27 protein-coding genes, 1 tRNA gene and 1 other RNA gene are annotated in these 23,802 nt (G+C 33.9%); 17 read left to right on the top strand and 12 right to left on the bottom strand.

Annotated elements, in window-relative coordinates; translation table 11 throughout:
• Positions 1–30 precede the first annotated feature (30 nt).
• The 5 genes from FYC62_RS06220 (at position 31) to FYC62_RS17275 (ending at position 2,545) form a co-directional block, all read left to right on the top strand.
• The gene (locus tag FYC62_RS06220) at positions 31–768 is read left to right on the top strand and encodes a DUF6794 domain-containing protein (protein WP_149074323.1); all 738 of its coding nucleotides are present in this window, start codon (positions 31–33) and stop codon (positions 766–768) included.
• 187 nt (positions 769–955) lie between these two features.
• Positions 956–1,420, top strand: a complete 465-nt coding sequence (locus tag FYC62_RS06215) for a hypothetical protein (RefSeq protein WP_149074322.1) — start codon at positions 956–958, stop codon at positions 1,418–1,420.
• Between the two features lie 80 nt (positions 1,421–1,500).
• Positions 1,501–1,866 carry a hypothetical protein gene (locus FYC62_RS06210; RefSeq protein ID WP_149074321.1) on the top strand — a complete coding sequence of 122 codons (366 nt, stop codon included), beginning with the start codon at positions 1,501–1,503 and terminating at the stop codon, positions 1,864–1,866.
• A 17-nt stretch (positions 1,867–1,883) separates the two neighbouring features.
• On the top strand, positions 1,884–2,396 hold the full coding sequence (locus tag FYC62_RS06205; protein WP_205943806.1) for a hypothetical protein: 513 nt from the start codon (positions 1,884–1,886) through the stop codon (positions 2,394–2,396).
• Positions 2,393–2,545, top strand: a complete 153-nt coding sequence (locus FYC62_RS17275; RefSeq protein ID WP_205943805.1) for a hypothetical protein — start codon at positions 2,393–2,395, stop codon at positions 2,543–2,545. The genes FYC62_RS06205 and FYC62_RS17275 overlap by 4 nt, the downstream gene beginning before the upstream one ends.
• A gap of 243 nt (positions 2,546–2,788) precedes the next feature.
• Here the strand turns inward: FYC62_RS17275 and trpA are convergent, their stop codons facing one another.
• The 7 genes from trpA to recR all read right to left on the bottom strand — a co-directional run bounded on the left by trpA (position 2,789) and on the right by recR (position 8,885).
• A complete protein-coding gene (gene trpA, locus FYC62_RS06200) occupies positions 2,789–3,562 on the bottom strand; it encodes a tryptophan synthase subunit alpha (protein ID WP_149074320.1) in 774 nt (257 codons plus the stop codon).
• A 51-nt stretch (positions 3,563–3,613) separates the two neighbouring features.
• Positions 3,614–4,804, bottom strand: a complete 1,191-nt coding sequence (gene trpB / locus FYC62_RS06195) for a tryptophan synthase subunit beta (RefSeq protein WP_149074319.1) — start codon at positions 4,802–4,804, stop codon at positions 3,614–3,616.
• Between the two features lie 40 nt (positions 4,805–4,844).
• On the bottom strand, positions 4,845–5,435 hold the full coding sequence (locus FYC62_RS06190) for a phosphoribosylanthranilate isomerase (protein ID WP_240534830.1): 591 nt from the start codon (positions 5,433–5,435) through the stop codon (positions 4,845–4,847).
• Between the two features lies 1 nt (position 5,436).
• Positions 5,437–6,438: an anthranilate phosphoribosyltransferase gene (gene trpD, locus FYC62_RS06185; protein WP_149074318.1), complete on the bottom strand. Its 1,002-nt coding sequence runs from the start codon at positions 6,436–6,438 to the stop codon at positions 5,437–5,439.
• Positions 6,439–6,669: 231 nt separating this feature from the next.
• Complete coding sequence (locus tag FYC62_RS06180; RefSeq protein WP_149074317.1) at positions 6,670–7,485, bottom strand: SDR family oxidoreductase; 816 nt, start codon at positions 7,483–7,485, stop codon at positions 6,670–6,672.
• A 3-nt stretch (positions 7,486–7,488) separates the two neighbouring features.
• Entirely contained in the window at positions 7,489–8,265 is a 777-nt protein-coding gene (locus FYC62_RS06175) for a glycosyltransferase family 2 protein (protein WP_168199399.1), read from the bottom strand.
• 2 nt (positions 8,266–8,267) lie between these two features.
• Complete coding sequence (gene recR, locus FYC62_RS06170; RefSeq protein ID WP_149074315.1) at positions 8,268–8,885, bottom strand: recombination mediator RecR; 618 nt, start codon at positions 8,883–8,885, stop codon at positions 8,268–8,270.
• A 53-nt stretch (positions 8,886–8,938) separates the two neighbouring features.
• Between recR and FYC62_RS06165 the strand changes: the two genes are divergently transcribed.
• From FYC62_RS06165 to FYC62_RS06130, 8 genes are all read left to right on the top strand, one after another.
• The gene (locus tag FYC62_RS06165) at positions 8,939–10,456 is read left to right on the top strand and encodes a sodium:solute symporter (protein ID WP_149074314.1); all 1,518 of its coding nucleotides are present in this window, start codon (positions 8,939–8,941) and stop codon (positions 10,454–10,456) included.
• Positions 10,453–11,160, top strand: coding sequence for an LOG family protein (locus FYC62_RS06160; protein WP_026904732.1), 708 nt, complete (start codon positions 10,453–10,455; stop codon positions 11,158–11,160). The genes FYC62_RS06165 and FYC62_RS06160 overlap by 4 nt, the downstream gene beginning before the upstream one ends.
• A gap of 111 nt (positions 11,161–11,271) precedes the next feature.
• Positions 11,272–11,829, top strand: a complete 558-nt coding sequence (locus FYC62_RS06155; protein ID WP_039451309.1) for a YciE/YciF ferroxidase family protein — start codon at positions 11,272–11,274, stop codon at positions 11,827–11,829.
• A 130-nt stretch (positions 11,830–11,959) separates the two neighbouring features.
• Positions 11,960–12,982: a quinone-dependent dihydroorotate dehydrogenase gene (locus tag FYC62_RS06150; RefSeq protein WP_149074313.1), complete on the top strand. Its 1,023-nt coding sequence runs from the start codon at positions 11,960–11,962 to the stop codon at positions 12,980–12,982.
• 37 nt (positions 12,983–13,019) lie between these two features.
• The gene (locus FYC62_RS06145) at positions 13,020–13,325 is read left to right on the top strand and encodes a nucleotidyltransferase family protein (RefSeq protein ID WP_039451313.1); all 306 of its coding nucleotides are present in this window, start codon (positions 13,020–13,022) and stop codon (positions 13,323–13,325) included.
• A 141-nt stretch (positions 13,326–13,466) separates the two neighbouring features.
• Complete coding sequence (locus FYC62_RS06140) at positions 13,467–13,829, top strand: ISAon1 family transposase N-terminal region protein (protein WP_039455242.1); 363 nt, start codon at positions 13,467–13,469, stop codon at positions 13,827–13,829.
• A complete protein-coding gene (locus FYC62_RS06135; protein ID WP_449406386.1) occupies positions 13,780–14,787 on the top strand; it encodes an ISAon1 family transposase in 1,008 nt (335 codons plus the stop codon). Before FYC62_RS06140 ends, FYC62_RS06135 begins: the two co-directional genes overlap by 50 nt.
• A gap of 46 nt (positions 14,788–14,833) precedes the next feature.
• Positions 14,834–15,124, top strand: coding sequence for a HepT-like ribonuclease domain-containing protein (locus FYC62_RS06130; protein ID WP_149074311.1), 291 nt, complete (start codon positions 14,834–14,836; stop codon positions 15,122–15,124).
• 96 nt (positions 15,125–15,220) lie between these two features.
• On the opposite strand, the gene FYC62_RS06125 is transcribed toward FYC62_RS06130, so the two are convergent.
• The 3 genes from FYC62_RS06125 to FYC62_RS06115 all read right to left on the bottom strand — a co-directional run bounded on the left by FYC62_RS06125 (position 15,221) and on the right by FYC62_RS06115 (position 16,207).
• On the bottom strand, positions 15,221–15,394 hold the full coding sequence (locus FYC62_RS06125) for a hypothetical protein (protein ID WP_026903530.1): 174 nt from the start codon (positions 15,392–15,394) through the stop codon (positions 15,221–15,223).
• 30 nt (positions 15,395–15,424) lie between these two features.
• A tRNA-Cys gene (locus FYC62_RS06120) sits at positions 15,425–15,495 on the bottom strand.
• 43 nt (positions 15,496–15,538) lie between these two features.
• The gene (locus FYC62_RS06115) at positions 15,539–16,207 is read right to left on the bottom strand and encodes an RNA methyltransferase (RefSeq protein ID WP_317131528.1); all 669 of its coding nucleotides are present in this window, start codon (positions 16,205–16,207) and stop codon (positions 15,539–15,541) included.
• Between the two features lie 76 nt (positions 16,208–16,283).
• Between FYC62_RS06115 and tamL the strand changes: the two genes are divergently transcribed.
• Positions 16,284–18,611 carry a translocation and assembly module lipoprotein TamL gene (gene tamL, locus FYC62_RS06110; protein WP_240534828.1) on the top strand — a complete coding sequence of 776 codons (2,328 nt, stop codon included), beginning with the start codon at positions 16,284–16,286 and terminating at the stop codon, positions 18,609–18,611.
• Positions 18,612–18,614: 3 nt separating this feature from the next.
• On the opposite strand, the gene FYC62_RS06105 is transcribed toward tamL, so the two are convergent.
• Together FYC62_RS06105 and FYC62_RS06100 are read right to left on the bottom strand one after the other, a co-directional pair.
• Positions 18,615–19,157, bottom strand: coding sequence for a hypothetical protein (locus tag FYC62_RS06105; RefSeq protein ID WP_240534827.1), 543 nt, complete (start codon positions 19,155–19,157; stop codon positions 18,615–18,617).
• The gene (locus tag FYC62_RS06100) at positions 19,154–21,466 is read right to left on the bottom strand and encodes a patatin-like phospholipase family protein (RefSeq protein WP_149074310.1); all 2,313 of its coding nucleotides are present in this window, start codon (positions 21,464–21,466) and stop codon (positions 19,154–19,156) included. Before FYC62_RS06100 ends, FYC62_RS06105 begins: the two co-directional genes overlap by 4 nt.
• 48 nt (positions 21,467–21,514) lie before the next feature.
• Here FYC62_RS06100 and FYC62_RS06095 point away from each other — a divergent pair, with 48 nt between their 5' ends.
• From FYC62_RS06095 to fsa, 3 genes are all read left to right on the top strand, one after another.
• Positions 21,515–22,744 (top strand): DEAD/DEAH box helicase, encoded by a 1,230-nt coding sequence (locus FYC62_RS06095; protein WP_039451322.1) that lies wholly within the window; start codon positions 21,515–21,517, stop codon positions 22,742–22,744.
• An 80-nt stretch (positions 22,745–22,824) separates the two neighbouring features.
• An RNA gene (ffs, locus tag FYC62_RS06090) (signal recognition particle sRNA small type) lies at positions 22,825–22,923 on the top strand.
• Between the two features lie 179 nt (positions 22,924–23,102).
• On the top strand, positions 23,103–23,762 hold the full coding sequence (gene fsa, locus FYC62_RS06085) for a fructose-6-phosphate aldolase (RefSeq protein WP_026903537.1): 660 nt from the start codon (positions 23,103–23,105) through the stop codon (positions 23,760–23,762).
• Positions 23,763–23,802: the final 40 nt, after the last annotated feature.

The raw sequence follows: 23,802 nt of genomic DNA, 5'->3' as shown, positions 1-23,802 counted from the left end.
ATATATAAGTTGTGGTGCATTAAAACGAACATGAGAAACAGTATTCTAATCATATTACTTTTTGCCTCTTCATCCATTTTTGGACAGACAGAATCGAAGAAAGAGAATTACAAGCCTCTCAACTTAGAAGAAGCTGTTGAACAACTAAAAATTATCCATCACGACACGACCAAGCAGAAAATTCTCGAAATGACGGAAGACGAATATATGGGTGGTGCTCATATGGGACTCGGAATGTGGATGAGAAACAATTGGGGACTGTGGAAAGGCAAAGAACTTGCGGACTATTTTAATTCCATCGGCATTTATCACCCAGACGACATGTTGGGAATTATTCTGACTTCTTATTACAGAGAACTTCATGACCAAGAATGGAAAGTAGATGAACAAGTTAAGTACTATCAAGACTATTGGAAGAAGTCAAATGAGCATTTCCAAAGACTTAAGACTGACACCGCCTATCAAAAAATGATTCAAGCAAAACAAGACTCTCTCAAACAAGTTCGTTTTGAGCAGAAAAAAGCTGAATGGACAAAAGGAAAAAAGGTCGTTGGTTATCTAGGCTATCAATGCAGACTACTTGACCTTGGAATGAAGACAAAAATTGAAGGAACAGTTGTGGAATGGACTACAGACAACAAGCTTATCGTTCATATTGACAATTATGTTGAAGCGAATAAAATGAAGCGAGTTAAAAAATGTAATGATGTTCAGAACGACACAGTTATAATAGAAAATCATACTTCGTTTCGACTGAAAGGAAAATAAAAAACGACACCACAACAGCGTATATAACTTATGGCGGGTAAGTGGTAAATTCTAGTTTTGTGCTTTTAAGTAAGTTTGTTGCAAACCGACAAGAAAGCACTTCGAAAACCGCCACAAGTCATATACGCAAAACGTTAAAAATTAACCTAACCCAACTCAAAATCAATCTCTTATCCCCAATAAAAACATGAACATTAAAGAATTAAACCAAAGACAAGATATTTCTACCGAGGATAAACAGTATAAAGTTTACACTCAATTTGCTGCGCTTTTAAATGAGTTAAGAAAAAGAGAATTACCAGAAGATATTGAAAAATTAATTAACGATGCCATAGATGAAATAAACTCTTCTTCTTTAACAGGAAGTCAGCTCTTTAAACTAATAAGGCAAAAACAAACCTCAATTTTAAAGCAAATTGAAAAAGAACTTAAAATTGTTCCTATAAACTATTACAGAAACCTTTGGATGATATTTGGTTTTACATCTTTTGGTTTGCCAATAGGAGTAGCCATAGGTTTAAGTTTAGGAAATATTGGTTATTTAGGTATAGGCTTACCATTTGGTTTTGTTATAGGCTATGCAATTGGCTCCTCAATGGATAAAAAAGCTGTAGCAGAAGGAAGGCAATTAAATATTGAAATGAAGAATTAAGATTATTTCTAGCACTAAAAATTCAAGACTTAAATTCTTAAATACGGATAGTTAAAATTATAAAGTTTAAATAAAACAAGATGAAAATTTTTACAGTTTTTGTTTTTTTAATCATAAGTTTCTCTTTAAATGCTCAGACTGCTGATGTTTTAAAAGGTAAATGGATTTTTAAAAAAGCTTTGAATAAAGGAATAGATGCGAGAGGGCGTAAAGATTTGAATGCTCATGTTATCGATAAAATGTCTCTAGAATTTAAAAGTAATAGCGCTTTTACAGGTTATATTCTAGGACAAAATATGGTAGGTAAATGGGCGCTTTCTAAAGATTCTAAAGCCTTAATTTTAAATGCATCTGGTGAAAAAATGGAATTTGAAATTCTTAAACTAACAGAAACAGAGCTTATATTAAAGATTGGTTTGGGTATATTTTTGATGTCAAAAATCTAGAATTTTTATCTAAAACTATGAAATCTACACTTGCTATTTTTTTAACGTTAATAACTTTTAGCCAAATAAAAACTAAGAGTGTAAGCAATTTTTTGCCTAAAGGTTTCATTATTCATGAAGAAATAAAAGGCGACTTAAATAGGGATGGAATAGAAGATGTTGTTTTGCTTATAAAAGCTACTGATAAAGAGCAATTTGTTGTAGATGAATATCGTGGAAAATTAGACCGAAACCGAAGAGGGATAATCATTTTATTTGACAAAAAAGATTCCTTTGAATTGGCTTTAAAAAACCTCGATTGCTTTTCTTCTGAGCATGAAGATGGAGGCGTTTATTATGCTCCAGAACTAGCTATTAGTATTAAAAATGGAAATCTTAATATTTCTTATGAACATGGTAGATATGGTTCTTGGATGTATGTTTTCAAAGCTATAAATACTGATTTTAAGCTTATTGGTTATGAAAGCGTTTATAGAAGTAATTATGTTTTTGATGGAATTACATTTGATGAAACAAGCATCAATTTTTGACAAAGAAAAAATTAATTAAAGAGGTTGTAAAAGTATCCCCTAAAGGGAAAGAGATTTACAAAGAAACTTGGAAGAAAATTGATGTGAAACAATTAGCTAAACTTTCAGAAATTAAAGATTTTGATGATATCGATATGAGTAAATATTGAATTTTGATGAAATCCCTAAAACAAAAAAAAGCGAAATTTCTAAAAAATCCGCTTCTTTCTCTTTATCAGTTATGTTTTAATAAAAAAGGTATTTCATCATTCACCACCCAGCACTTTCCACTCTCAGCACCCAGCCTGCGGTCATCGGTCATCCGACTCTAAACTTATAACACCAACCTTCGGACCGCGGTCATCGGACATCCGACTTCCCAGACCTCCAACTTTAAACTTTCCACCCTAACTCTACCCTTTAATCCCCTTAACAAAAGCAGGAATATGAGCTAAATAATCATCCTTATCGGCAAGAGTTTTAACGAATGCGCTACCTACAATAGCTCCGTTTGCATATTGGTTAGCTCTTTCAAAGCTTTTTTGATCTGATATACCAAAACCAATAATCAAAGGGTTGTTAAGTTTCATGTCTTTTACCCTTTGGTAGTAAATACCAATTTCATCTGATACGTTTAAGGCTTTACCTGTGGTTGATGATGATGATAATAAATAAATAAAACCATGAGATAAACCATCAATTTTTCTGATTCTTTCTTCTGAAGTTTGTGGTGTAACCAAGAAAACATTACTTAAACCGTTATCTATGAAATCATTTTTATACAGTTCTTCATATTCGTACATCGGTAAATCTGGTACAATAACACCATCTACACCAACTTCTGCGGCTTTTTTACAGAATTCTTTTACACCATATTGTATCATGGGGTTGGCATAGCCCATCAGTAAAACAGGGATATGAATTTTTTCTCTCAAAGATTTCAATTGCTCAAACAGTACTTTTAATGTCATACCATTTTCTATAGCCACTTCAGAACTTTTTTGAATAACAGGGCCATCTGCTAAGGGGTCCGAGTAGGGGAAACCTATCTCTAAAAAATCTGCTCCGGCATTTTGAAGCTCCTCAGCAATTTTAAGTGTAGCATCTAAAGTAGGGTATCCTGCTGTAAAATATACCGATAAAATATCTTTGTCTTTTTTATCGAATAGTTGTTTAAGTCGGTTCATGTATAAAATATAAAAGCTTTAAACAAGCTTTAAAGGTTGTTTATCTAATATTTAAAGGTTGAAATATTTCATAAAGGTATTTAAATCCTTATCGCCACGGCCTGATAAGCAAATCACCACAATTTCATCACCTTTAAAGGTCATTTTCTCTAATTGTGCTAAGGCATGTGCCGATTCTATAGCTGGTATAATACCTTCCAACTGAGAAAGCAATAAACTAGCATCCATAGCTTCAGCATCGGTAATACTTACATATTCTACTCGCTTGGTTTTATGTAAATGCGCATGCTGAGGACCAATACCAGGGTAATCTAAACCAGCAGAGATAGAATAAGGTTCTATCACTTGACCATCTTCTGTTTGCATTAAAATAGTTCTTGAACCATGCAGTACGCCTTCTTTTCCTAATACAGAAGTTGCTGCCGAGTGGCCAGAGTTTACACCTAAACCAGCGGCTTCTGCAGCAATAAGTCTTACATGCTCATCATCCAAAAAATGGTAAAACATACCCATAGCATTACTACCGCCGCCCACACAAGCCAATACATAATCTGGAGATGGTGAGCCTGTATGTTCTACCAATTGTTTTTTTGTTTCCTCAGAAATGATAGATTGAAAACGAGAAACCATTTCTGGATAGGGGTGTGGCCCAACTACAGAACCAATGATATAATGCGTATCAACCGGGTTGTTAATCCAGTCTCTCATAGCTTCGTTGGTAGCATCTTTAAGTGTTTTACTTCCAGAAGTTGCAGGTATAACTGTTGCGCCCATCATTTTCATACGGGCAACGTTTGGTGCTTGTCTTTCTATATCAACCTCACCCATATATATAATGCACTCTAAACCTTTTAATGCACAAACTGTAGCGGTTGCTACACCATGTTGCCCGGCACCTGTCTCCGCAATGATTCTTTTTTTGCCTAATTTCTCGGCTAAAAGAATTTGCCCAACAGTATTGTTAATTTTATGAGCACCAGTATGGTTTAAATCTTCGCGTTTTAAGAAAATGGTAGCACCATATTTTTCTGATAATCTTTTAGCGAGATATAAAGGAGAAGGCCTGCCTACATAGTCTTTCAATAGCGATTGAAACTCGGCTTGGAAATCTGGCTGCGCTATAATATTTAAATAATTATTTCTAAGCTCCTCAATATTAGGGTATAACATTTCTGGGATATAAGCCCCGCCAAAATCTCCGTAATATCCTTTCTCTGTTACTCTATAGTTTGTATGTGCCATAACTATGATCTGATAATTTTAAATGCCTCTTCTAATAATGCTATATTTTAACACCAGGTTCAACTTCAAATTTAGAATTTAAATCGACACCATATAGCTGTGGGTGCGTTAGTTTTTTAACTTTTTCGAGGTTTTTTAAAGATAAACCTCCACTTAACATAAACGGTATGTTTAATTGATATTGATTTAAGATATTCCAGTCAAAAGTTTTACCAGAACCGCCGTAGGAATCAATTTTTGTATCAAATAAAAATAAATCAACAACATCTGCGTAAGCTGTTAATTCATCAAAATTAAAATCAGGATGAATACCAAATGCTTTGATTACTTTAAAACCTTCTTTTTTTAGGTTTAGGCAAAGCTCTGGACTTTCCTCTCCGTGAAGTTGCACTGTGCCTATGCCATAAATTCTACTAAACTCTACAATCTCATGCGCTAGTGCATTAACGTAAACAGCAGTTTTGATAATATGTTTAGGAAGCTTTAACACGTCCTGACGGTCAAAATCAACACCAATAAATCGGGCAGATTTAGGGTAAAATATAAAACCCATAAAATCTGGTTCTAAAGAGCCTAATTCGTTGATATTAGCCTCATATTTCATTCCGCAAACTTTTATTTTTAAGCTCATCTTAATTCTTGCTAATTGCTATAAGTTTTTGAAAAGATTTTAATGCACTGCCATTGAGCAAGGCCGTTTCTGCTTTATAAAAGCAATCTGAAAAGCTTAAATCATTCTCTATGGTTTTGATAGCTAAGGCTGCATTTACCAAAACAACGCTGCTTTGTTCTGTACTCGCTTGGTTGTTTAAAACACTTAAAAATATTTTAGCTGAATCTTCAACAGTTGAGCCACCTGTAATGGTTTCAGCATCAATTTTATCAAAACCTATGTCTTTAATGGCATACAATTGTTCGCCTTGGTTAGAGAAAGTTTTAAAATCGCAGGTTAGAGATACCTCATCATAACCTTCTAAAGCGTGTAAAATGGTATAGTTTAAATTTGATTTTTGATAGATATAAGCATATAAACGGGCTAGCTCTAAACTAAATACACCAACAATTTGGTTTTGCGGTTGCGCCGGATTAACCATAGGCCCCAACATATTGAAAAATGTTTTTACCCCAAGTTCTTTACGAAGAGGAGCAATATGTTTCATAGCCGGATGAAACAAAGGAGCATGTAAAAAGCAAATTCCGGCCTGGTCTAAACTTTTTAATAGTTTATCTTCTTGATTGGTGAATTGATAGCCTAAATATTCCATCACGTTTGATGAGCCACAACCAGATGAAACACCGTAATTACCATGTTTTGCAACATGATAACCAGCACCAGCAACTACAAAAGAAGCTAATGTAGAAATATTAAAAGTGTCTTTACCATCGCCACCGGTACCGCATAAATCTATCAGGTTGAAGTTTTGGTTAAGTTTAACAGGTAGGCAAAGCTCTAGCATAGCATCTTTAAAGCCTTGTAACTCATCTACGGTAATAGAACGCATGCAATAGGCTGTCATAAAAGCCGCCATTTGCGAGTTATTATAATTGCCTAAGGTAATTTTCTTTAATATCTCTTTAGACTCTGCGGTGCTAAAAGTCTTATGTTCAAATAAATGGTTTAGAATTTCTTTCATCAAAATATGCTCAAAAAAATCAAATAAAAAAGGGGCATCCTCAACGGCAGCCCCTTAACAGTATCTTATCAGGTATATACAAATAGGTTTTGCCTTACGATTGTTCGTAATGCCACCACCAAATTGTATTTACGCTTGTATGTCTCATTGCAAAAGCAAATATGATATTTTTTTAAAAATTAAAAAATAAAAAAACCGATTATCTTAAAAAACAGACAAGCAGATTATAATTTACCTAATTAAAGGGTCTTTTTCTTTAGTAAAATGGTTGTAAACCAATTTATTTAAGAAGCTAGGGGCTATCTTTTGTAAGAAAACGGTTAGTTTTCCTTGGGCCGTCATAATTAAAGTGTTTTTTCTGCTAGCTATGCCGCCAATAATTTTATGAGCTACTTCTTCGGCAGTCATCATTTTACCTTCATCCATACTGGTTTCTCCTTGCGGACGAGCTTCGCTGTTTAAAGCTACATTTCTGATGTTAGATGCGGTGAAACCAGGGCAAGCTACCATTACATGTAAACCTGTTTTTAAATTTTCTACTCTTAAAGCTTCAAAGAAACCATTCATAGCAAATTTTGAAGCCGAGTAGCCCGTTCTGCCTGGTAAACCTTTATAACCTGCAATAGAGGATATGGCAACTACAGAGCCATTATTATTGATTAATTCTGGTAAAGCATATTTGGTACAATAAACAGCGCCCCAAAAATTAATATCCATTACTTGTTTTAAGACTTCTAAATCTAAATCTCTAAACAAGGCTCGCATAGAAATACCCGCATTATTAATTAAAATATCAATGCGGCCCATGGTATATAAAGTTTGGTTGATGATGTTTTTACAATCCTCTTCCTGCGTTACATCAGCCTGAATGGCTAAGGATTTTACTTTGTATTTTTCCTGAATTTCATTGGTAATTTCGCAAAGTTTAACATACTGTCTTGCAGCTATAGCAATATGGGCTCCTTTTTTAGCAAATTCCTCTGCCAATGCTTTGCCAATACCGCTAGATGCGCCTGTAATAACTACAACTTTGTTTTGAAAATCCATGATTTAAAATTTAAAAAAATACTTACGGGCAAATATCAGCATTGCTCCGTAAAAATTCTTGATATATCGCCAATTATACTTTTTGGTGCTTTGCCCTTTAAAATGAATGATATAGGTATTACCGTAATAGTAGTTTTGATAACCACTAAGTTTTAAACGGTAAGAAAGGTCTATATCCTCGCCATACATAAAGAAATTTTCATCAAACAAACCTGCCTTATCTAAAGCTTTTTTCCTCAATAACATAAAAGCACCAGCTAAAATATCTACTTCGGCAGTTTCAAATTCGCCAACTTGATGTGCGTAATAGCTGCTAAAAAACTTTGATTGAGGTAGCAGTTTGCTTAAACCAGAAAAATGGAATAACACCGTTGAAATACCAGGAATTTGTCTTTTAGATTCTTGTAAGAATTCTCCTTGTCCGTTTATCATTCGCAATCCTAAACCACCAGCTTCAGGGTGTTCATCCATAAAAGCGATGGTTTTACTTAGCGTATCTTTGCTGGTGATGGTGTCTGGGTTAATGACTAAAATATATTCTCCCTTGGCCTGCTTTATCGCCTGATTATTAGCCTTAGAAAAACCAATATTTATGTTGTTACTGATGACTTTTATTGTTGGATAATGACTTTGTAGCATCTCCACACTTTGATCATCAGAGGCATTATCTACCACAAAAAACTCGTATTCTATCTCCTTACATGCATCTAATAATGAATCAATTGCTTGTTGTAGCAAATCCCTTACATTATAGTTTACAATAACGATAGACAGTTTCAAGCTTATTTATTTAAAGTGTTTTCATAAGGAACACGGGTGGTGATAGATCTTCCTAAAGTAATTTCATCGGCATATTCTATTTCTCCGCCAAAGGCAATACCTCTAGCTAGGGTACTAATCTTAAGGTTAAAGTCTTTAAGTTTTTTATGCAGGTAAAATATGGTGGTATCGCCCTCCATTGTAGCGCTAAGAGCAAATATGATTTCTTTAACCTCTTGATTTTTAATACGCTCTACTAAAGAATCAATCATTAAATCGGCAGGGCCAACACCATCCATAGGAGATATCAATCCGTTTAAAACGTGATATAAACCGTTGTACTGGTTGGTGTTTTCAATAGCCATCACATCTCTGGTATCCTCAACCACACAAATTAAAGAATGGTCTCTTTTAAAAGAGTTACAAATCTCGCAAATATCAAAGTCGGAAATATTGTGGCAGGTTTTGCAGTATTTGATGTTGTTTTTTAAGGTAATAATGCTGCTAGCAAAGGTATCTACGTCTTCTTTGCTTTCTTTTAAAAGATGTAAAACTAATCTTAATGCAGTTTTTTTACCTATTCCTGGTAAGTTACCAAACTCGTTAACGGCATTCTCTAATAATTTAGAGGAGAAATTCATTTTGCTAAATTAAAAATTAAATGTTAAATAGCGATTGATATAACAAGCTTAAAATGTCGCCCATAACTTTATTACTCTTTATTCTGTCTTATTTTTTTGTGTTGGTATTGATATCCTTTATCACCTCAAAAAAATCGTCAGACAATTCAACTTTTTTCATAGCCAATAGAAATTCTACATGGTATTTAGTGGCTTTCGGGATGATAGGAACAGCTTTAAGTGGCGTAACCTTTATCTCTGTACCGGGGCAGGTGGGTGCACCAGCAGGCAATCAGTTTCAATATTTTCAGTTTGTTTTGGGTAATGCCTTAGGTTTTATCATTGTAGCTACAATGTTATTGCCTTTATATTATCGTTTAAACCTAACATCCATTTATGGTTATATAGAAAAAAGGCTGGGTATTGTAAGTTATAAAACCGCAGCCGCCATATTTTTAATGAGCCGTACCATAGGCTCGGCTTTTAGGTTGTATTTGGTTGTTATTGTGATGCAACGTTTCATTTTTGATGCTTTTGGTATTCCGTTTTGGTTAACGGTTTTGCTTTCACTGGCTTTAATTTGGCTTTATACTTATAAAGGAGGCTTAAAAACCATCATCATTACAGATACTTTACAGACTACCTTTTTAGTATTATCAGTACTTTTAACCATTTATTTCATCTGCAATAGCTTAAACCTAAATATATTTGAGGCTTTTGAAACCATTAAATATAGCGGCTACTCCCAAATATTTTTCTTTGAGAATTTTATGGATAGCAAGTTTCACGTTGCTAAGCAAATACTAGGAGGGATGTTTGTTACCATTGCCATGATAGGTTTAGACCAAGATTTAATGCAAAAGAATCTAAGTTGTAAAAACATCAAAGAGGCACAAAAGAACATGTTTACCTTTACAGGGATTTTTGTATTGATAAATCTTTTCTTTTTAAGTGTTGGGGCTTTACTTTATGTGTATGCAAGCAAAAATGGTATTGCCATTCCGGTTGATGATGCGGGTAACATCAGAACAGATTTTCTTTTTCCAGAGATAGCCCTTAACCATTTAACAGTTATACCTGCCATTGTATTTATGTTGGGTTTAACGGCGGCTACTTTTGCCACAACAGACTCGGCATTAACCGCTTTAACTACCTCTTTTTGTGTAGATTTTTTAAATTTTGATAAGAAAGAAAATATCAATGATGCTAAATACATTAAAATAAGGCATGCCGTACATGTTGGCTTTTCGGTATTGATGTTTTTGGTTGTGATTTTGTTTAACCAAGTCAATAACAAAGCGGTGGTGAGTGCTATTTTTACGGTAGCATCTTATACCTATGGCCCTTTATTAGGTTTATATGCTTTTGGTTTATTTGCGCATAAAGGCGTAAAAGATAAATGGGTGCCTCTTATTTGTTTAGCAGCACCCGCAATATGTTACGTTTTAAACATAAATTCTAAAACAATTTTGGGTGGTTATGTTTTTGATAATGAATTGATAGTAATTAACGGATTGATAACATTTTTAGGCTTGTATTTAATATCTACCAAAACTACAGCCGAAGAGAAACTATATAACAGAAGTTTATGACAAATGATGAGAAAATAAGAAGTGCGTTTGAGAACAAAACTTGGCAAGAAATAAAAGTAACAGACTCTTGGCAGATATTTAAAATCATGGCCGAGTTTGTTGATGGTTTTGAGAAGTTGGCTAAAATAGGTCCTTGTGTATCTATTTTTGGTTCTGCCAGAACACCAACAGAAAATAAGTACTACCAAATAGCTGTAGAAACTGGTAAACTATTAACAGAACGTGGTTATGGTGTAATTACTGGTGGTGGCCCTGGTATTATGGAAGCCGGTAATAAAGGTGCTTTTGAGGCAGGAGGGAAGTCTGTAGGTTTAAATATAGAACTACCTTTTGAGCAATTTCATAACAGATATATCGATAGAGATAAAATATTAGAGTTTGATTACTTCTTTATCAGGAAGGTGATGTTTATGAAGTATTCTCAAGGCTATATTGTTTTACCTGGTGGTTTTGGTACTATGGATGAGCTTTTTGAAGCCATGACTTTAATACAAACAGGAAAAATAGCTCGTTTCCCAATAGTTTTAGTCGGTAAGGATTACTGGACAGGCCTTATAGATTGGATAAAAAACACCATGCTAGAGCAAGAAAGAAATATCAGTCCGGAAGATTTGAATCTTTTTAGGCTGGTAGATACCGCTGAAGAAGCTGCAGAGCATATTTTTAGATTTTACGAGAAATACGTTCTTAAGCCAAACTTCTAAAAATGATAGCGCTTTAAACGCGTCGTATATTTAGATTTTTTAGTGTGAGATTGTTTTTAATGGCATCGTTATTGGTTAGTTTATAGAAATTAAAATATCCTAAGAAATAACATGCCTACTACAAAAACAAAAGCCTCAAAAGCACAAGGTGCTGCAAAGGCAAGAACAGAAAAAGAATCAGGAGCTTTAAAAGAATTATTTGTTGATTCTCTAAAAGACATCCTTTGGGCCGAGAAGCATCTCACAAAAAGCCTGAAAAAAATGGCTAAAGCTGCTACTTCAGAACAATTAAAAACAGCTTTTGAAGAGCATTTAACCCAAACAGAAAATCAAATTACACGTTTAGAAAGTGTTTTTGAGTCTATTGGAGAAAAAGCTACAGCAAAAAAATGCGATGCTATGGAAGGCTTAATTAAAGAAGCCGAAGAGCTGATAGAAGAAACCGAAGATGGTACAGAAGTGAGAGATGTAGCCTTAATTGCAGCAGCTCAGAAAGTAGAGCATTATGAAATAGCTACTTATGGCACTTTAAGATCTCTAGCCGGAACACTTGGTTTTACAGAAGCACAAGCTTTGTTAGAAGAAACTTTAAACGAAGAGAAAGAAACAGATGTTTTACTGACAGAACTTGCAGAAAACTCTATTAATGAAGAAGCTAGCGCTGAATAATTCTCGCTTGCTTAATTCAAGGAAAAGGATTGTTTTACATCAAGTAGGCAATCCTTTTTTGTTTTAAGATTTTTGCTTTATACAAAGGTTCACTTCGTATTAGGATTTAAAAATTTGTAGATTTGCTAGCATGTACAAACTTATTAAACCGTTATTTTTTCAATTCGACCCAGAGAAAATTCACTATTTCGTTACCGGAAGTTTAAAAAATGCTCAAAAAATTTGGGGCTTAGCAGCTTTACTTAAAAAAGTTTATGGTTTTGATCATCCTAGTTTAGAAAGAGAACTTTTTGGCTTGAAATTTAAAAATCCGGTTGGTTTGGCCGCAGGTTTTGATAAAAATGGTGAGTACATAGAAGAGCTTGCAAATTTTGGTTTTGGTTTTATTGAGGTAGGTACGGTAACACCTTTGCCACAGCCGGGTAATGATAAACCTAGAATGTTTAGACTGCAAGAAGATGCAGCCTTAATCAATAGAATGGGTTTTAACAATAAAGGTGTTGATGTTTTAGCCAGAAAATTAGAAAGCGTTAAACGCAATGGCTTAATCATAGGTGGTAATATTGGCAAAAATAAAAACACACCCAATGAAGAAGCCGTAAACGATTATATCAAATGTTTTGATAGACTGTTTAATGTGGTTGATTATTTTGTGGTGAATGTAAGTTCTCCCAATACACCAAATTTGAGAGCATTACAAGAAAAAGAACCTTTAAAGCATATTCTAAATACTTTACAGCAAAGAAATCTTAAGGATGGCCTTTCTAAACCTATACTATTAAAAATAGCTCCTGATTTAACAGATTCTCAGTTAGATGATATCATAGAAATTGTCCAAGAAACAAAAATTGCGGGTATTATAGCTACCAATACCACCATTTCTAGAGATGGTTTACAAGCACCAGCATCTTTAAAAAATGAAATGGGTGGTGTAAGTGGTAAGCCGGTAGGGAAAAGATCTACCGAGGTAATTAGATATTTATCAGAAAAATCTAATAAAGCTTTTCCTATTATTGGAGTGGGGGGTATACATAGCTCTAAAGACGCCAAAGAAAAATTAGAAGCTGGTGCAAGCTTGGTACAAGTTTATACAGGTTTTGTTTATGAAGGACCTGGTTTAGTAAAGCGTATTTTGAAGGGATTGGTAAGGTGATTGAATTGTGAATGACTATATTTGAAATAAAAACAAAATGTTAAGCTTTATAGAAAATCATAAAACGCAAATTAATCAGCTTTGCGAGAAGTTTGATGTAAAGACAATGCATATTTTTGGTTCTGCCATTACCTCGGAATTTAATGAGTTTAGTGATATTGATATTTTGATTTCCTTTAAGCAAATCCCAATAGAAAAATATACCGACAACTATTTCGACTTGCATGAAAAACTAGAAAAATTGTTTGAAAGAAAGGTAGATTTACTAACTGATAGGTCTCTTTCAAACCCCTACTTTATTGAAAGTGTAGAGAAGACAAAACATCTATTATATGCAGCATAAAGTTGATATGTATTTGTTTGATATCCTAAATTCAATTAATTCTATTGAAGAGTATTTGGGGGAAGATAGAGATTTCAATGGATCAAGCGTAAAAGTTGGGGAGGATTACAGATTTGATTATTTTTGTAGAAAATCAATGTTTTGGATTCTACCTTACTATCATTAATCTTACCCGAAGGTCTTAGCGAATACTTTGAACTGGACAAAGTAGAGACTGTATCGGATTCTTATTACATCTATCTTAAAGAAAGGAATATACAACCCAAAGAGTTCACCGCTCAAAAGTTAATTTCTAAGGGTTTTTTCGAAGAGATTTCTGTCAGAGACTTTCCCTTACGCGGAAAACCTTGTTTTTTAAAGCTTAAAAGGCGGAAATGGATGATCGTAGAGACAGGAGAAATCGTATTTAGAGATTGGAATTTGGTAGCAGAAGGGACAAAAATGACTCAGGAGTTTGCCTTTTTTTTTGAGAGACTATTTGGATTCAAGCCCAATAAGCTGTAAAACACTTGGAAGATTCTTTGGAGTTGAGGGTAAACGACTGCAAGAACAGTATGTAAGCCATTTGAGTGACTTTATGAGTTGGGATCAAGCTGAACATGCTCAGGACTGGTTGCTTTTTCCAGACAACCTTGGTGAATATCTATCTATTGATGAGACCAGCCTTTCACAAGGGGAACTATATACCATTGTTACCAATAAAGCAGCAAAAGGCAAAAAAGGTGCTTTGGTTGCTATTGTAAAAGGCACAGAAAGTGAAACGGTTATAAAAGTTCTGTGCCGTATAAAAGAATGGGCGAGAAAAAAGGTAAAAGAGGTCACTCTTGATCTAGCTCCCACCATGGCTAAGATCGTACGAAGGAGCTTTCCAAAAGCAAAGCTTGTCTCCGATAGATTCCATGTGCAACAGCTAGCCAGCGAAGCTGTTCAGGAAATCAGGATAAAACATAGATGGGATGCTATTGAACAGGAAAACAAGGAAATGGATCTTGCTAAAGAAATAAAGAAGCCTTGGATTCCAGAATTATTAGAAAATGGAGATACCTTAAAGCAATTATTGGCAAGGAGCAGGTATTTACTGTTTAAGAAAGAGGTGAATTGGACATCGTCCCAAAATCATAGAGCAGAACTGTTGTTTAAACGATATCCAGATTTACAGAAAGCCTATGAAATCTCCCAGGAGTTGTCCTCTATATTTAGCCGTTCAAAAGACAGAAGAATAGCTTTCAAAAAGTTGGCAATATGGTATAATAAGATAGAAAAACTAGGTTATAAACCCTTCAATACCATAGCTAGAACCATTCAGAACAATTATGAAACCATATTGAACTATTTTGATAACAGAAGCACAAATGCATCCGCAGAATCTTTCAATGCCAAGATAAAAGCTTTCCGATCGCAGTTCAGAGGCGTAAGAAATGTGAAGTTCTTCCTCTTTAGACTAGCTAAAATATACGCTTAATGTCTCCTCCCCAACTTTTACGCTTGATCCCTAAAATATACGCTTAATGTCTCCTCCCCAACTTTTACGCTTGATCCATTTCAATAAATATGAATCAAATAAATTACTTCGTAGAGCGATTGAAAGAGAATTAGAGATTATTGGAGAAGCAACAAACAGAATTCTTAAAATTGATAATTCTATTAATATCTCTAACGCAAAAAGAATTATTAGCCTTAGAAACTGGGTAATACATGCTTATGATAATGTTGATAACATGATTATTTGGGGAATAATTACTAAAGACTTAATATTATTGAAAGAGCAAGTTTCTCAATTATTAAATGATAACGATTGATTTTTCTCAATCAATCATCCCTTAAAAAAAATCCATAAAAAAACCTATATACCGGCCGATATATAGGTTAAATCTTAGAAGATTAATTCTATCGAATTATTTAGATGCGTTTAATGAAGCTAATACTTCATTATTTTTTACAACTTGACTTCTTCCTTCTTTAGAACGACTTCCTACTTCAATGTTAGAAGCATTCTTAAGAAACTGAACTTCAAGACGTGAAACGGTCTTATTTCTTCTGTCTTTTCTTTTTAAACGCGTTACTGCCATGACTTTTTTATATATATAAAACTTTAAACGAGGTCGAGAGCGGATTCGAACCGCTGTACAAGGTTTTGCAGACCTCTGCCTAGCCACTCGGCCACTCGACCTTTTCTTTTAAGGACTGCAAAAATAGTAAAATTTTAATACAAGTCAATTTTTAATGTAATTAATTCTCTTTATTTCTGTACAGCAAATAGCCGCAGAAATGGCAACATTTAAAGATTCTGTATGTCCGGCTCCTGGTATGGTAACAGCTTCTGTTACTAAAGCTTTGATTTCCTTAGAGATACCATTTCCCTCGCTTCCTAAAACAACATATCCAGAAGAGGGCCATTTCACTTCAAAAATATTTTTGCCATCTAATAAAGTTCCATAAATTGGTAATTTTTCTTCGCTTAAAAGTTCTTTTAAATCTGCGTAAGCTACTTTCACCCTTGCTAAAGAACCCATAGTAGCTTGTACTACTTTGGGGTTATAAACTTCTACAGTATCTGGTGAACAAATGATTTTACCAAAACCAAACCAATCTAAAGTTCTAATAATTGTACCTAAATTTCCTGGGTCTTGTACGCCATCTAGTACAAAAACAAGTTCTTCTTTAGCTTTTAGCCTAGTAAAATCATCTTCTTTAGGGATTTCTAAAATTGCTAAAGCCTCTTGAGGTGTTTTTAAAGTGCTTATTTTAATTAAATCTTGTTCACTCACCTCAAAAACTTTTTGTTTTTGAGATAATTTAGGCAATTTTGGAATATGAGCAGCCAAACAATAAATACTTTGGACACTATACTGAGAGTTTAAAAATTCAGTTATAGATTTCATACCTTCAACCAAAAAAAGGCCGCTTTCTTTACGGTATTTTTTTGGTGTAAGGATTTGATAAAACTTATTTGAGATTTTGAAAGCATATATTATTTATCCTGTTACAATATTACTTCTTTTCACTTTAATTTTAGGTGCTTGTAGGTCTACTAAAAGATTAAAAGAAAATGAAGCCTTAATTACAAAGCTTAGCATCAATGGGGTAGATAAGGTATTTGAAGAACAGGCAGAATCTTATGTTTCTTTAGATATTAGACCTAACTCTCCCTTTAATTTATGGGTTTACAATACTTTTAATAAAAAAGGGAAGAAAAATTTGGGCGAGGCACCGCATATTTTAGATAGTTCTTTGGTAGAAGTATCAAGAGGGCAAATTCAGAAATTCTTAAACACCAAAGGCTTTTTAAATGCTAAAGTTGAGAGCGCTATCGAGGTAAAGAAAAAAAGAGCTAGCATTAGTTTCACAGCAACTCAAGGTCCGTCTTTTAAATTCAAAGATGTAAGCTTCGATATTAAAGATCAAGAAATTAAAGACCTTTATTTATCTACCAGAGGTAAATTTACCCGTATAACACCTGGCGAAAGGTTAGATGAAGATAGTATCGCTTATGAGAGAGATCAGATTTATACCCTGATGAAAAAAAATGGTTATTATGATTTTATCAGGCAGTATGTAAGAGCAGAAATAGATACTAACCTAAATAATAGTCAGGGTAACGTTACTATAGAGATTTTAAATCCAGATTCTATACCGCATCAGCAATATTCTATAGCCAATACTTATATCAGGATACAGCCTAGTACGGGTATTATAAAACAAGGTGCAGAAAGAGATACCGCTGTAATAGACTCTCAATATCGTTTTTATGATTATTCAAGATTTTTTAAGGCTAAAAAAGTAGCTCCTTATATTTTCTTAAATAAAGGAGAGCAATATTCTATAGAAAATGTAGAATTGACCAACCAACGCTTATTTGAGCTTAATGTGTTTAAAAGCGTATCTATTGATTTTAGAAAAAGACCAAATTCTACCGAATTAATAGGCTTAATTGATATCATTCCATTAAAAAAGAAATCAAACCGAATAGATGGAGATTATACCTTTAACTCTAGCATTACCGGAGCCAACTTGGGCTTAACTTATCAAAACAGAAATATTTTTGGTGGAGCAGAAATTTTAGAGATTAAATTAAGGGGCGGTTTACAGTTTGATAAAAATCTTACAGGCGGTTTAAACGACAGACTTTTAAGTAGAGATTACCAAGTAGGAGCAAGTTTAACTTTCCCTAGATTGGTAACGCCTTTTAACCTGCCTTTTATTGGTTATAGTGGTATACCAAGAACAAGATTAGGAGCAAGTTTTCAGATATACGAGTTAAAAGATAGGTACTTAAGAAGGGCAGTGGGTGCCAATTTTACCCACGATTGGTTAGAAACTAAATACAAGTTACACTCTTTAACCCCCATAAATGTTCAATATGCTTTGGGTATGATAGACCCTGTTGTTGAACAAGATTTAATTAATAGAGGGTATGCGTTTTTCTTAAATACTTTACGCTCGCAATTGGTATCAAGTTCTATTTATAACTATACATTAAATCTAGCCAAACTATCAACCCTTAGTAATTTTACCTTTTTTAACGGAATAGTTGAAGTTGGTGGTAATACCGCTGCTTTGGCGGCACAGCTTATAGGTAAAGACAATAGTAGAGGACAAAAAACCTTATTAGGTGTGCCATATTACCAATTTGCTAAACTAGAAACCGATATTAGATTTTACCGATATCTTGGTCAAGACAAACAGTTTGTAGTGAGGTTAAACCCTGGTATTGGCTATTCTTATGGTAATGTAAAGGCTTTACCTTTCGATAAGCAGTTTTTTGCAGGTGGTTCTAGCGGCATTAGAGGTTGGCAGGCTCGTACTTTAGGTCCGGGTAATTATAACAGAAGCTCTTTAGAGAGTGATTCTACACGTTTAAATTTAAGAAATATTGACCAATTAGGAGATTTAAAGTTTGAAGGAAATTTAGAGTATCGTTTTAAAATTCTAGATAATTTCTTTGGTACAAAAGTAAAAGGTGCCACATTTGTTGATTTTGGAAATATTTGGCAACTGAGAGATAATGGCTTTGAGGGCGCACAAATAAAACTCGATAAATTATGGCAGCAAATGGCAATAGGAACAGGTGTAGGTTTGCGTTTTGATGTTTCTTTCTTTGTGTTTAGGTTAGATGCTGGTTTTAAAGTTAAAGACCCACAGTTTAGAGGCTCAGACCAATGGATAACTCAATATTATTTTGATAGAGAAGCTAAGAAAGATTTAAAGGCCAGATACGCCATCACCAACAATCCCGATAGGTTTTCAACTACACAAATTCAGTTTGGTATAGGGATGCCTTTCTAACACCTAAAACAGGTTTTTTAAGCCATCAAAAATACTTTCTACAAAAGTACCGATAGATAAACCTTTACTGTAATTAAAGTAGATATAAGCCATCAAGATAAAAACCATTAAGCCTATTAATTTTCTAAACATATAGCCTAGCAAGATTAAACCAATAGGTATGGCTAATAAAAAATACCAACTTATACTCATAGGGGTTAAGCTTTCGCTTGATTTATAGATGTAATACAAATTAGAAACATCAGTTTCATCGTTTTCATGTTTAATGTACATGAAAGTAGATTTTTCTATAGGCATATCGCAATTAGCTACACCATCCTGAAAAATCAAATCTTTACTAAAACCGTTAATGTCAAATTTATAAGTTCCGTTGATAGATGTTCTTGGGTTTTTAAGGGAATCTGTAACTATAACAGCTATTTTATCAGCTTTTAAAAAGCTTTCTTTAATGATGAAGTTTTTGATGGTGAAGTTCTCTGGCGTTTGTGAAAAAGCCCTTGTTATACCAAATAATAAGAAAAGAAATAGGGTATTTTTTTTTATCATTCTATAGCTCTTTTGTTGTAAAGTAAATATCCAATATGGAATAAAATCCCAAACGGACGAGGTTGATTTTGATAATAGTTTAAATTTAATGCAATTGGCCCAACCGGACTATGATACACCACAGAACTTGCACCTATGAGGTGTCTGTCTGAAAAAAGAGTCCCAAATTTTGTTTGTTGTAAGCCTTTCAAATTAACCTCGTTAAAAGGTTGAAAAACATATCCTTCAAAGCGCAAATCTAAGTTTCTTTTTAATAAAAAGATATGCTTCATTCCTAAACTCAAATATTTATCGGCTCTTAAATTATCTAGAAATATAGAACGAGAGTCTTGTAGAGGATAAAATGCAGCTGTGCTTAATAAATTACTTTTGAAAGTGGTAAAGGTTGGTCGGTTAGAGTAAACATTATCAGTAACATAAGCTAAATGGTAATGTGGCGATATGCGGTAAAACTTCTCTGCTTTAACATCAAATTTAAACCATTGTCTGTTATTGGCAGATGAAGTGATGAGGCTAAATTCGGGGGTGTTTCGTAAAATATTGCCGGGGTTATAGTTTTCTGTACCGGCATAATAAGATAAACCATAGCTTAAATATGAGCCTGTATTAGCGTATTGCTTATAATTAAGTTTGTTTTTGGTGTATCTGATAGAAGATAAAAAGCCATCAAAAGTTGATTGATCTAAGACATCACCAACGTTAAAATTATCCGTAGGGCTGTAATTATCTCGGTTATGAAAATAAGCTCCCTGTAAAGTTAACATCGTATTATTCCTTATGGGGATGCCAAATTTCAAGCCCGCTCTTTTATCAGATTGTTTGATGAAAGCTGGTGGGCGGTTGTTAATGGCAAATAACTCGCCCGAGCTAAAATAATCCCAATTGTTATACACAAACTCGGTTTCTAAAAAGACTGGAGTTTTAAAAGGAAAATCAACCCTTATGGCGCTTTGTGCCGATTGGTAAAATCGGCCTGAATAAAAATTACTATTAAAAGTATAAGCCCGTTTATTTAAGTAGTTGTATTGCAAACCCAAATAAATATTACTGATGGGTCTGTTAGAAATATTACCACCTAAATCAACCTTAAAATTGGTTTCAGATTGTACCTGAACATCAAATTCGTAATTGTTTGTTTCTGGTTTAAATTTTAAGCTTGGGTAAACGGTTTCAAAATTATCATCGCCTAAAAGCTTATAATAACCTTCTTTAATTTCTAAAAGCGATAGCTGCTTATTATCATAATTAAAGGTGTTTTTAATGTAAGAGCGCTTTTTAGAATTTACCCCATAAACATTTACTTGGTTGAAAGTTAAGTAGGGGTTTTTATTGGTAAAAGCTTTACGTTTGGCAATAAGTTCTTCTGATGATGTTCTTTGAGTAATTTTAGCCTTAATTTCTTCCATATTAGCTAGTGTTTGTAAATACCCAGCTTGTATAATGGCTTTAACAGGTTTAAAATTAGTTGCGCTAAAATTGGCCATTTCTGGCTCTATATAAATGCCGTTTTTACCAATTGCACTAGAATCTGTTTTACTTAAAAAGAGGTAAACCAATAAACGGTTCATCAATTTATCATCATTGTCTTTGGGGTAATCTGTAAAGTTTTTTGAAGATACATTAGCACCAATAATCACATCGGGGTTAAAATCTTTCTTCATTACATCAACCGGGAAATTATTGTACAAACCGCCATCAAAAACATATTTACCATCTATTTTTATTGGACGATAAACCAAAGGAACTGTCATACTACCTCTTACAGCTTCCGCGAGATTTCCTTTTTTAAGTGCAATCATTTCTTGCGAAAGCACATCAGAAACCATGCAACGGTAAGGGATAAATAAGTTATCAAAGTTATCTTTCGCATTGGCAGATGCCTGAGATAGCAGTTCTATCAAAGCAAAGTTTAAAGGAATATCATTGATAAGGTTAGAGCGTAGTTTTAAATTAAAACCAGAATCAATTTGAATTTTAGCAGTAAAAAAAGAGGGATTTTCTGGTTTTTTCTGATAAAAAAAGCTGTAATTGCTACTGTATTTACCACTTACCCAATTCTGAAATTCATCGCTTAAAGCTATATATTCTATTTCTTCTGGCGAATATCCGGCAGCGTACATAGCGCCAACTACAGCACCCATAGATGTCCCGGTAATATAATCTATCGGGATATTATTTTCTTCTAAAGCTTTTAAAACACCAATATGAGCTAGACCCTTAGCGCCACCACCACTAAAAACTAATCCTACTTTTTGGGCATAAGTACTTTTAATGCAAACAATAAAGATTAGTAGGATTATATTTTTCACGTAGCTAAAAATAATCAATTAGTTTAAAGATTGCTACCTTTGGACAGCATGAAATTCAATAAATACCATATTTCACCAGAGTTAAAAAGAAGCTTAGAAGAATTAGGTTTCAAAAAACCTACGGATATACAATTCAAATCTATACCTCAAATCTTATCTGGACAAGATATTTTAGCTATAGCACAAACCGGAACAGGAAAAACTGCCGCTTTTGCCATACCCTTAATTAGCATGTTGCAAGAGAAGAAACGCTACCAGCAAGAACAACATGTAAAGGCTGTAGTGATGGTGCCAACCAGAGAACTAGCTTTACAAATACAAGATGTGTTTATTGAATTAGCTAAATATACAAGCATTAAAACTGCCGCTATAATTGGTGGTGTAGATATAGACCCTCAACTTCAAGAAATAAAAGCTGGCGTTGATATTTTAATTGCTACGCCTGGCCGTATTATGGATTTGGTACATAAAAGTATCCTTAACCTGAAAAAAATAGACTATTTGGTTTTAGACGAGGCTGATCATATGCTGGCGAAAGGTTTTTATGCCGATATACAAAAACTCATTACCTTTTTACCTAGAAGAAGACAAACCATGTTTTTTTCTGCTACCATTAATGAAACCATTAAAGATTTAGCTTATGCTTTGGTAAGTAAGCCGGTAAGGATTCAATTATCGCCTAAAGACCCTGTTTCTAAAAATGTAGACCATGCGGTTATTTATGTTGAAATGGATGATAAAAGGTTCTTTTTAGAAAGGTTAATAAAGGAACATCCGGAAACGAAAATGATGGTTTTTGTAAGAACCAAAGTTAGGGCAGAGCGTGTGGCAAAAGCTATGGAAAGGGTGGCTATTGCAACGGCAACCATACATGGCGACAAAGAGCAACAAGATAGATTTGATGTTTTAGATGATTTTAGAATAGGAAAAATAAAGGTGTTAATAGCTACTGATGTAAGTTCTAGAGGGATTGATGTTAAAGGTGTAGACTATGTTATTAATTACGATTTGCCTGATGTAGCAGAAAATTATGTTCATAGAATTGGGCGTACAGGTAGAGGGGTAAGCAGGGGTAAAGCTATTTCATTTTGTAGTGAAGAAGAAAAAACGATACTTGCCGAAATAGAAACTTACTTAACCAATCCTATTAAAACAATGGAAATACGCCATACAGAATATGAAGAAACTTTGGCTATTTCTGAAGATAACCCTCATGATTGGAAGAGTTTATTGAAAGAAGCAGCCCAAGAACCACTTAAAAAGAGGAAGAAAAAATAATTTTCTTTTTGATAATCAGTCACTTGTTTATAAAACAAGAAAATTTGCTTTAAAACGCATAAAAATTATACCTTTGTGCCGGGTTAGTCTTCTACGACCAGCTCCTTCTGAACTCCCCCAGGGTGGGAACGCAGCAAGGGTAAGAGGTTGTAGCGGTGCGATAGAAGGTGCTAGCCCACTTTTTTTCTTTCTTTATTTCTACCCATTTCTAATTTTTCTGTTATTTTCTGTTAAAACAATCGATTTAAATGATTAAAAAAGGATTATTTTAATAGATTTGCATCAATATTGATACATCAATAATATTTAATCAAAAAATTAACCATATACATATTCACATTTTTCAATTTTAAACAACATGAAATTTTTCATAGATACCGCAAACCTTGCACAAATTAAAGAAGCACAAGATTTAGGTGTATTAGATGGCGTAACTACCAACCCAAGTTTAATGGCTAAAGAAGGTATTACCGGAGAAGAAAACGTTTTAAACCACTACAGAGCTATTTGCGATTTAGTAGACGATAACGTAAGTGCGGAAGTAATTTCTACAGATTTTGAAGGTATGGTAAAAGAAGGTGAAGCTTTAGCTGCTTTAAACCCTAAAATTGTAGTAAAAATCCCTATGATTAAAGATGGTATTAAAGCTTTAAAATACTTCAGCAGCAAAGGAATTAGAACCAATTGTACTTTAATTTTCTCTGCCGGACAAGCACTTTTAGCTGCTAAAGCAGGTGCAAGTTATGTATCTCCTTTCTTAGGTCGTTTAGATGATATTGGTGCAGATAGCTTCGGTTTAATTGAGGATATCCGTTTAATTTTTGATAATTACGGATACGAAACAGAAATTTTAGCTGCATCTATCAGAAACTCTGTACATATTGTAGAGTGTGCTAAAATTGGCGCTGATGTAATGACAGGACCTTTATCTTCTATCATGGGCTTATTAAAACACCCATTAACAGATAACGGTTTAGCTCAGTTTTTAGCAGACCACGCTAAAGCAGCAGGTAAATAATATCAAATTGAAATAAAATTTTAAAAGCTTCCATAGTTTG

Source organism: Pedobacter aquae (genome assembly GCF_008195825.1).
Classification (GTDB): domain Bacteria; phylum Bacteroidota; class Bacteroidia; order Sphingobacteriales; family Sphingobacteriaceae; genus Pseudopedobacter; species Pseudopedobacter aquae.
The sequence above is the reverse complement of the archived record's forward strand: the minus strand, read 5'-3'. Positions and strand labels throughout refer to the sequence as shown.

Bases quoted from the DNA above. Each gene is read 5' to 3' on its own strand.
- FYC62_RS06220 (WP_149074323.1), top strand. From the start codon at position 31: ATGAGAAACAGTATTCTAATCATATTACTTTTTGCCTCTTCATCCATT.
- FYC62_RS06215 (WP_149074322.1), top strand. From the start codon at position 956: ATGAACATTAAAGAATTAAACCAAAGACAAGATATTTCTACCGAGGAT.
- FYC62_RS06210 (WP_149074321.1), top strand. From the start codon at position 1,501: ATGAAAATTTTTACAGTTTTTGTTTTTTTAATCATAAGTTTCTCTTTA.
- FYC62_RS06205 (WP_205943806.1), top strand. From the start codon at position 1,884: ATGAAATCTACACTTGCTATTTTTTTAACGTTAATAACTTTTAGCCAA.
- trpA (WP_149074320.1), bottom strand. From the start codon at position 3,562: ATGAACCGACTTAAACAACTATTCGATAAAAAAGACAAAGATATTTTA.
- trpB (WP_149074319.1), bottom strand. From the start codon at position 4,804: ATGGCACATACAAACTATAGAGTAACAGAGAAAGGATATTACGGAGAT.
- FYC62_RS06190 (WP_240534830.1), bottom strand. From the start codon at position 5,435: ATGAGCTTAAAAATAAAAGTTTGCGGAATGAAATATGAGGCTAATATC.
- trpD (WP_149074318.1), bottom strand. From the start codon at position 6,438: ATGAAAGAAATTCTAAACCATTTATTTGAACATAAGACTTTTAGCACC.
- FYC62_RS06180 (WP_149074317.1), bottom strand. From the start codon at position 7,485: ATGGATTTTCAAAACAAAGTTGTAGTTATTACAGGCGCATCTAGCGGT.
- recR (WP_149074315.1), bottom strand. From the start codon at position 8,885: ATGAATTTCTCCTCTAAATTATTAGAGAATGCCGTTAACGAGTTTGGT.
- FYC62_RS06165 (WP_149074314.1), top strand. From the start codon at position 8,939: ATGTCGCCCATAACTTTATTACTCTTTATTCTGTCTTATTTTTTTGTG.
- FYC62_RS06160 (WP_026904732.1), top strand. From the start codon at position 10,453: ATGACAAATGATGAGAAAATAAGAAGTGCGTTTGAGAACAAAACTTGG.
- FYC62_RS06155 (WP_039451309.1), top strand. From the start codon at position 11,272: ATGCCTACTACAAAAACAAAAGCCTCAAAAGCACAAGGTGCTGCAAAG.
- FYC62_RS06150 (WP_149074313.1), top strand. From the start codon at position 11,960: ATGTACAAACTTATTAAACCGTTATTTTTTCAATTCGACCCAGAGAAA.
- FYC62_RS06145 (WP_039451313.1), top strand. From the start codon at position 13,020: ATGTTAAGCTTTATAGAAAATCATAAAACGCAAATTAATCAGCTTTGC.
- FYC62_RS06130 (WP_149074311.1), top strand. From the start codon at position 14,834: ATGTCTCCTCCCCAACTTTTACGCTTGATCCATTTCAATAAATATGAA.
- FYC62_RS06125 (WP_026903530.1), bottom strand. From the start codon at position 15,394: ATGGCAGTAACGCGTTTAAAAAGAAAAGACAGAAGAAATAAGACCGTT.
- FYC62_RS06115 (WP_317131528.1), bottom strand. From the start codon at position 16,207: ATGAAATCTATAACTGAATTTTTAAACTCTCAGTATAGTGTCCAAAGT.
- FYC62_RS06105 (WP_240534827.1), bottom strand. From the start codon at position 19,157: ATGATAAAAAAAAATACCCTATTTCTTTTCTTATTATTTGGTATAACA.
- FYC62_RS06095 (WP_039451322.1), top strand. From the start codon at position 21,515: ATGAAATTCAATAAATACCATATTTCACCAGAGTTAAAAAGAAGCTTA.
- fsa (WP_026903537.1), top strand. From the start codon at position 23,103: ATGAAATTTTTCATAGATACCGCAAACCTTGCACAAATTAAAGAAGCA.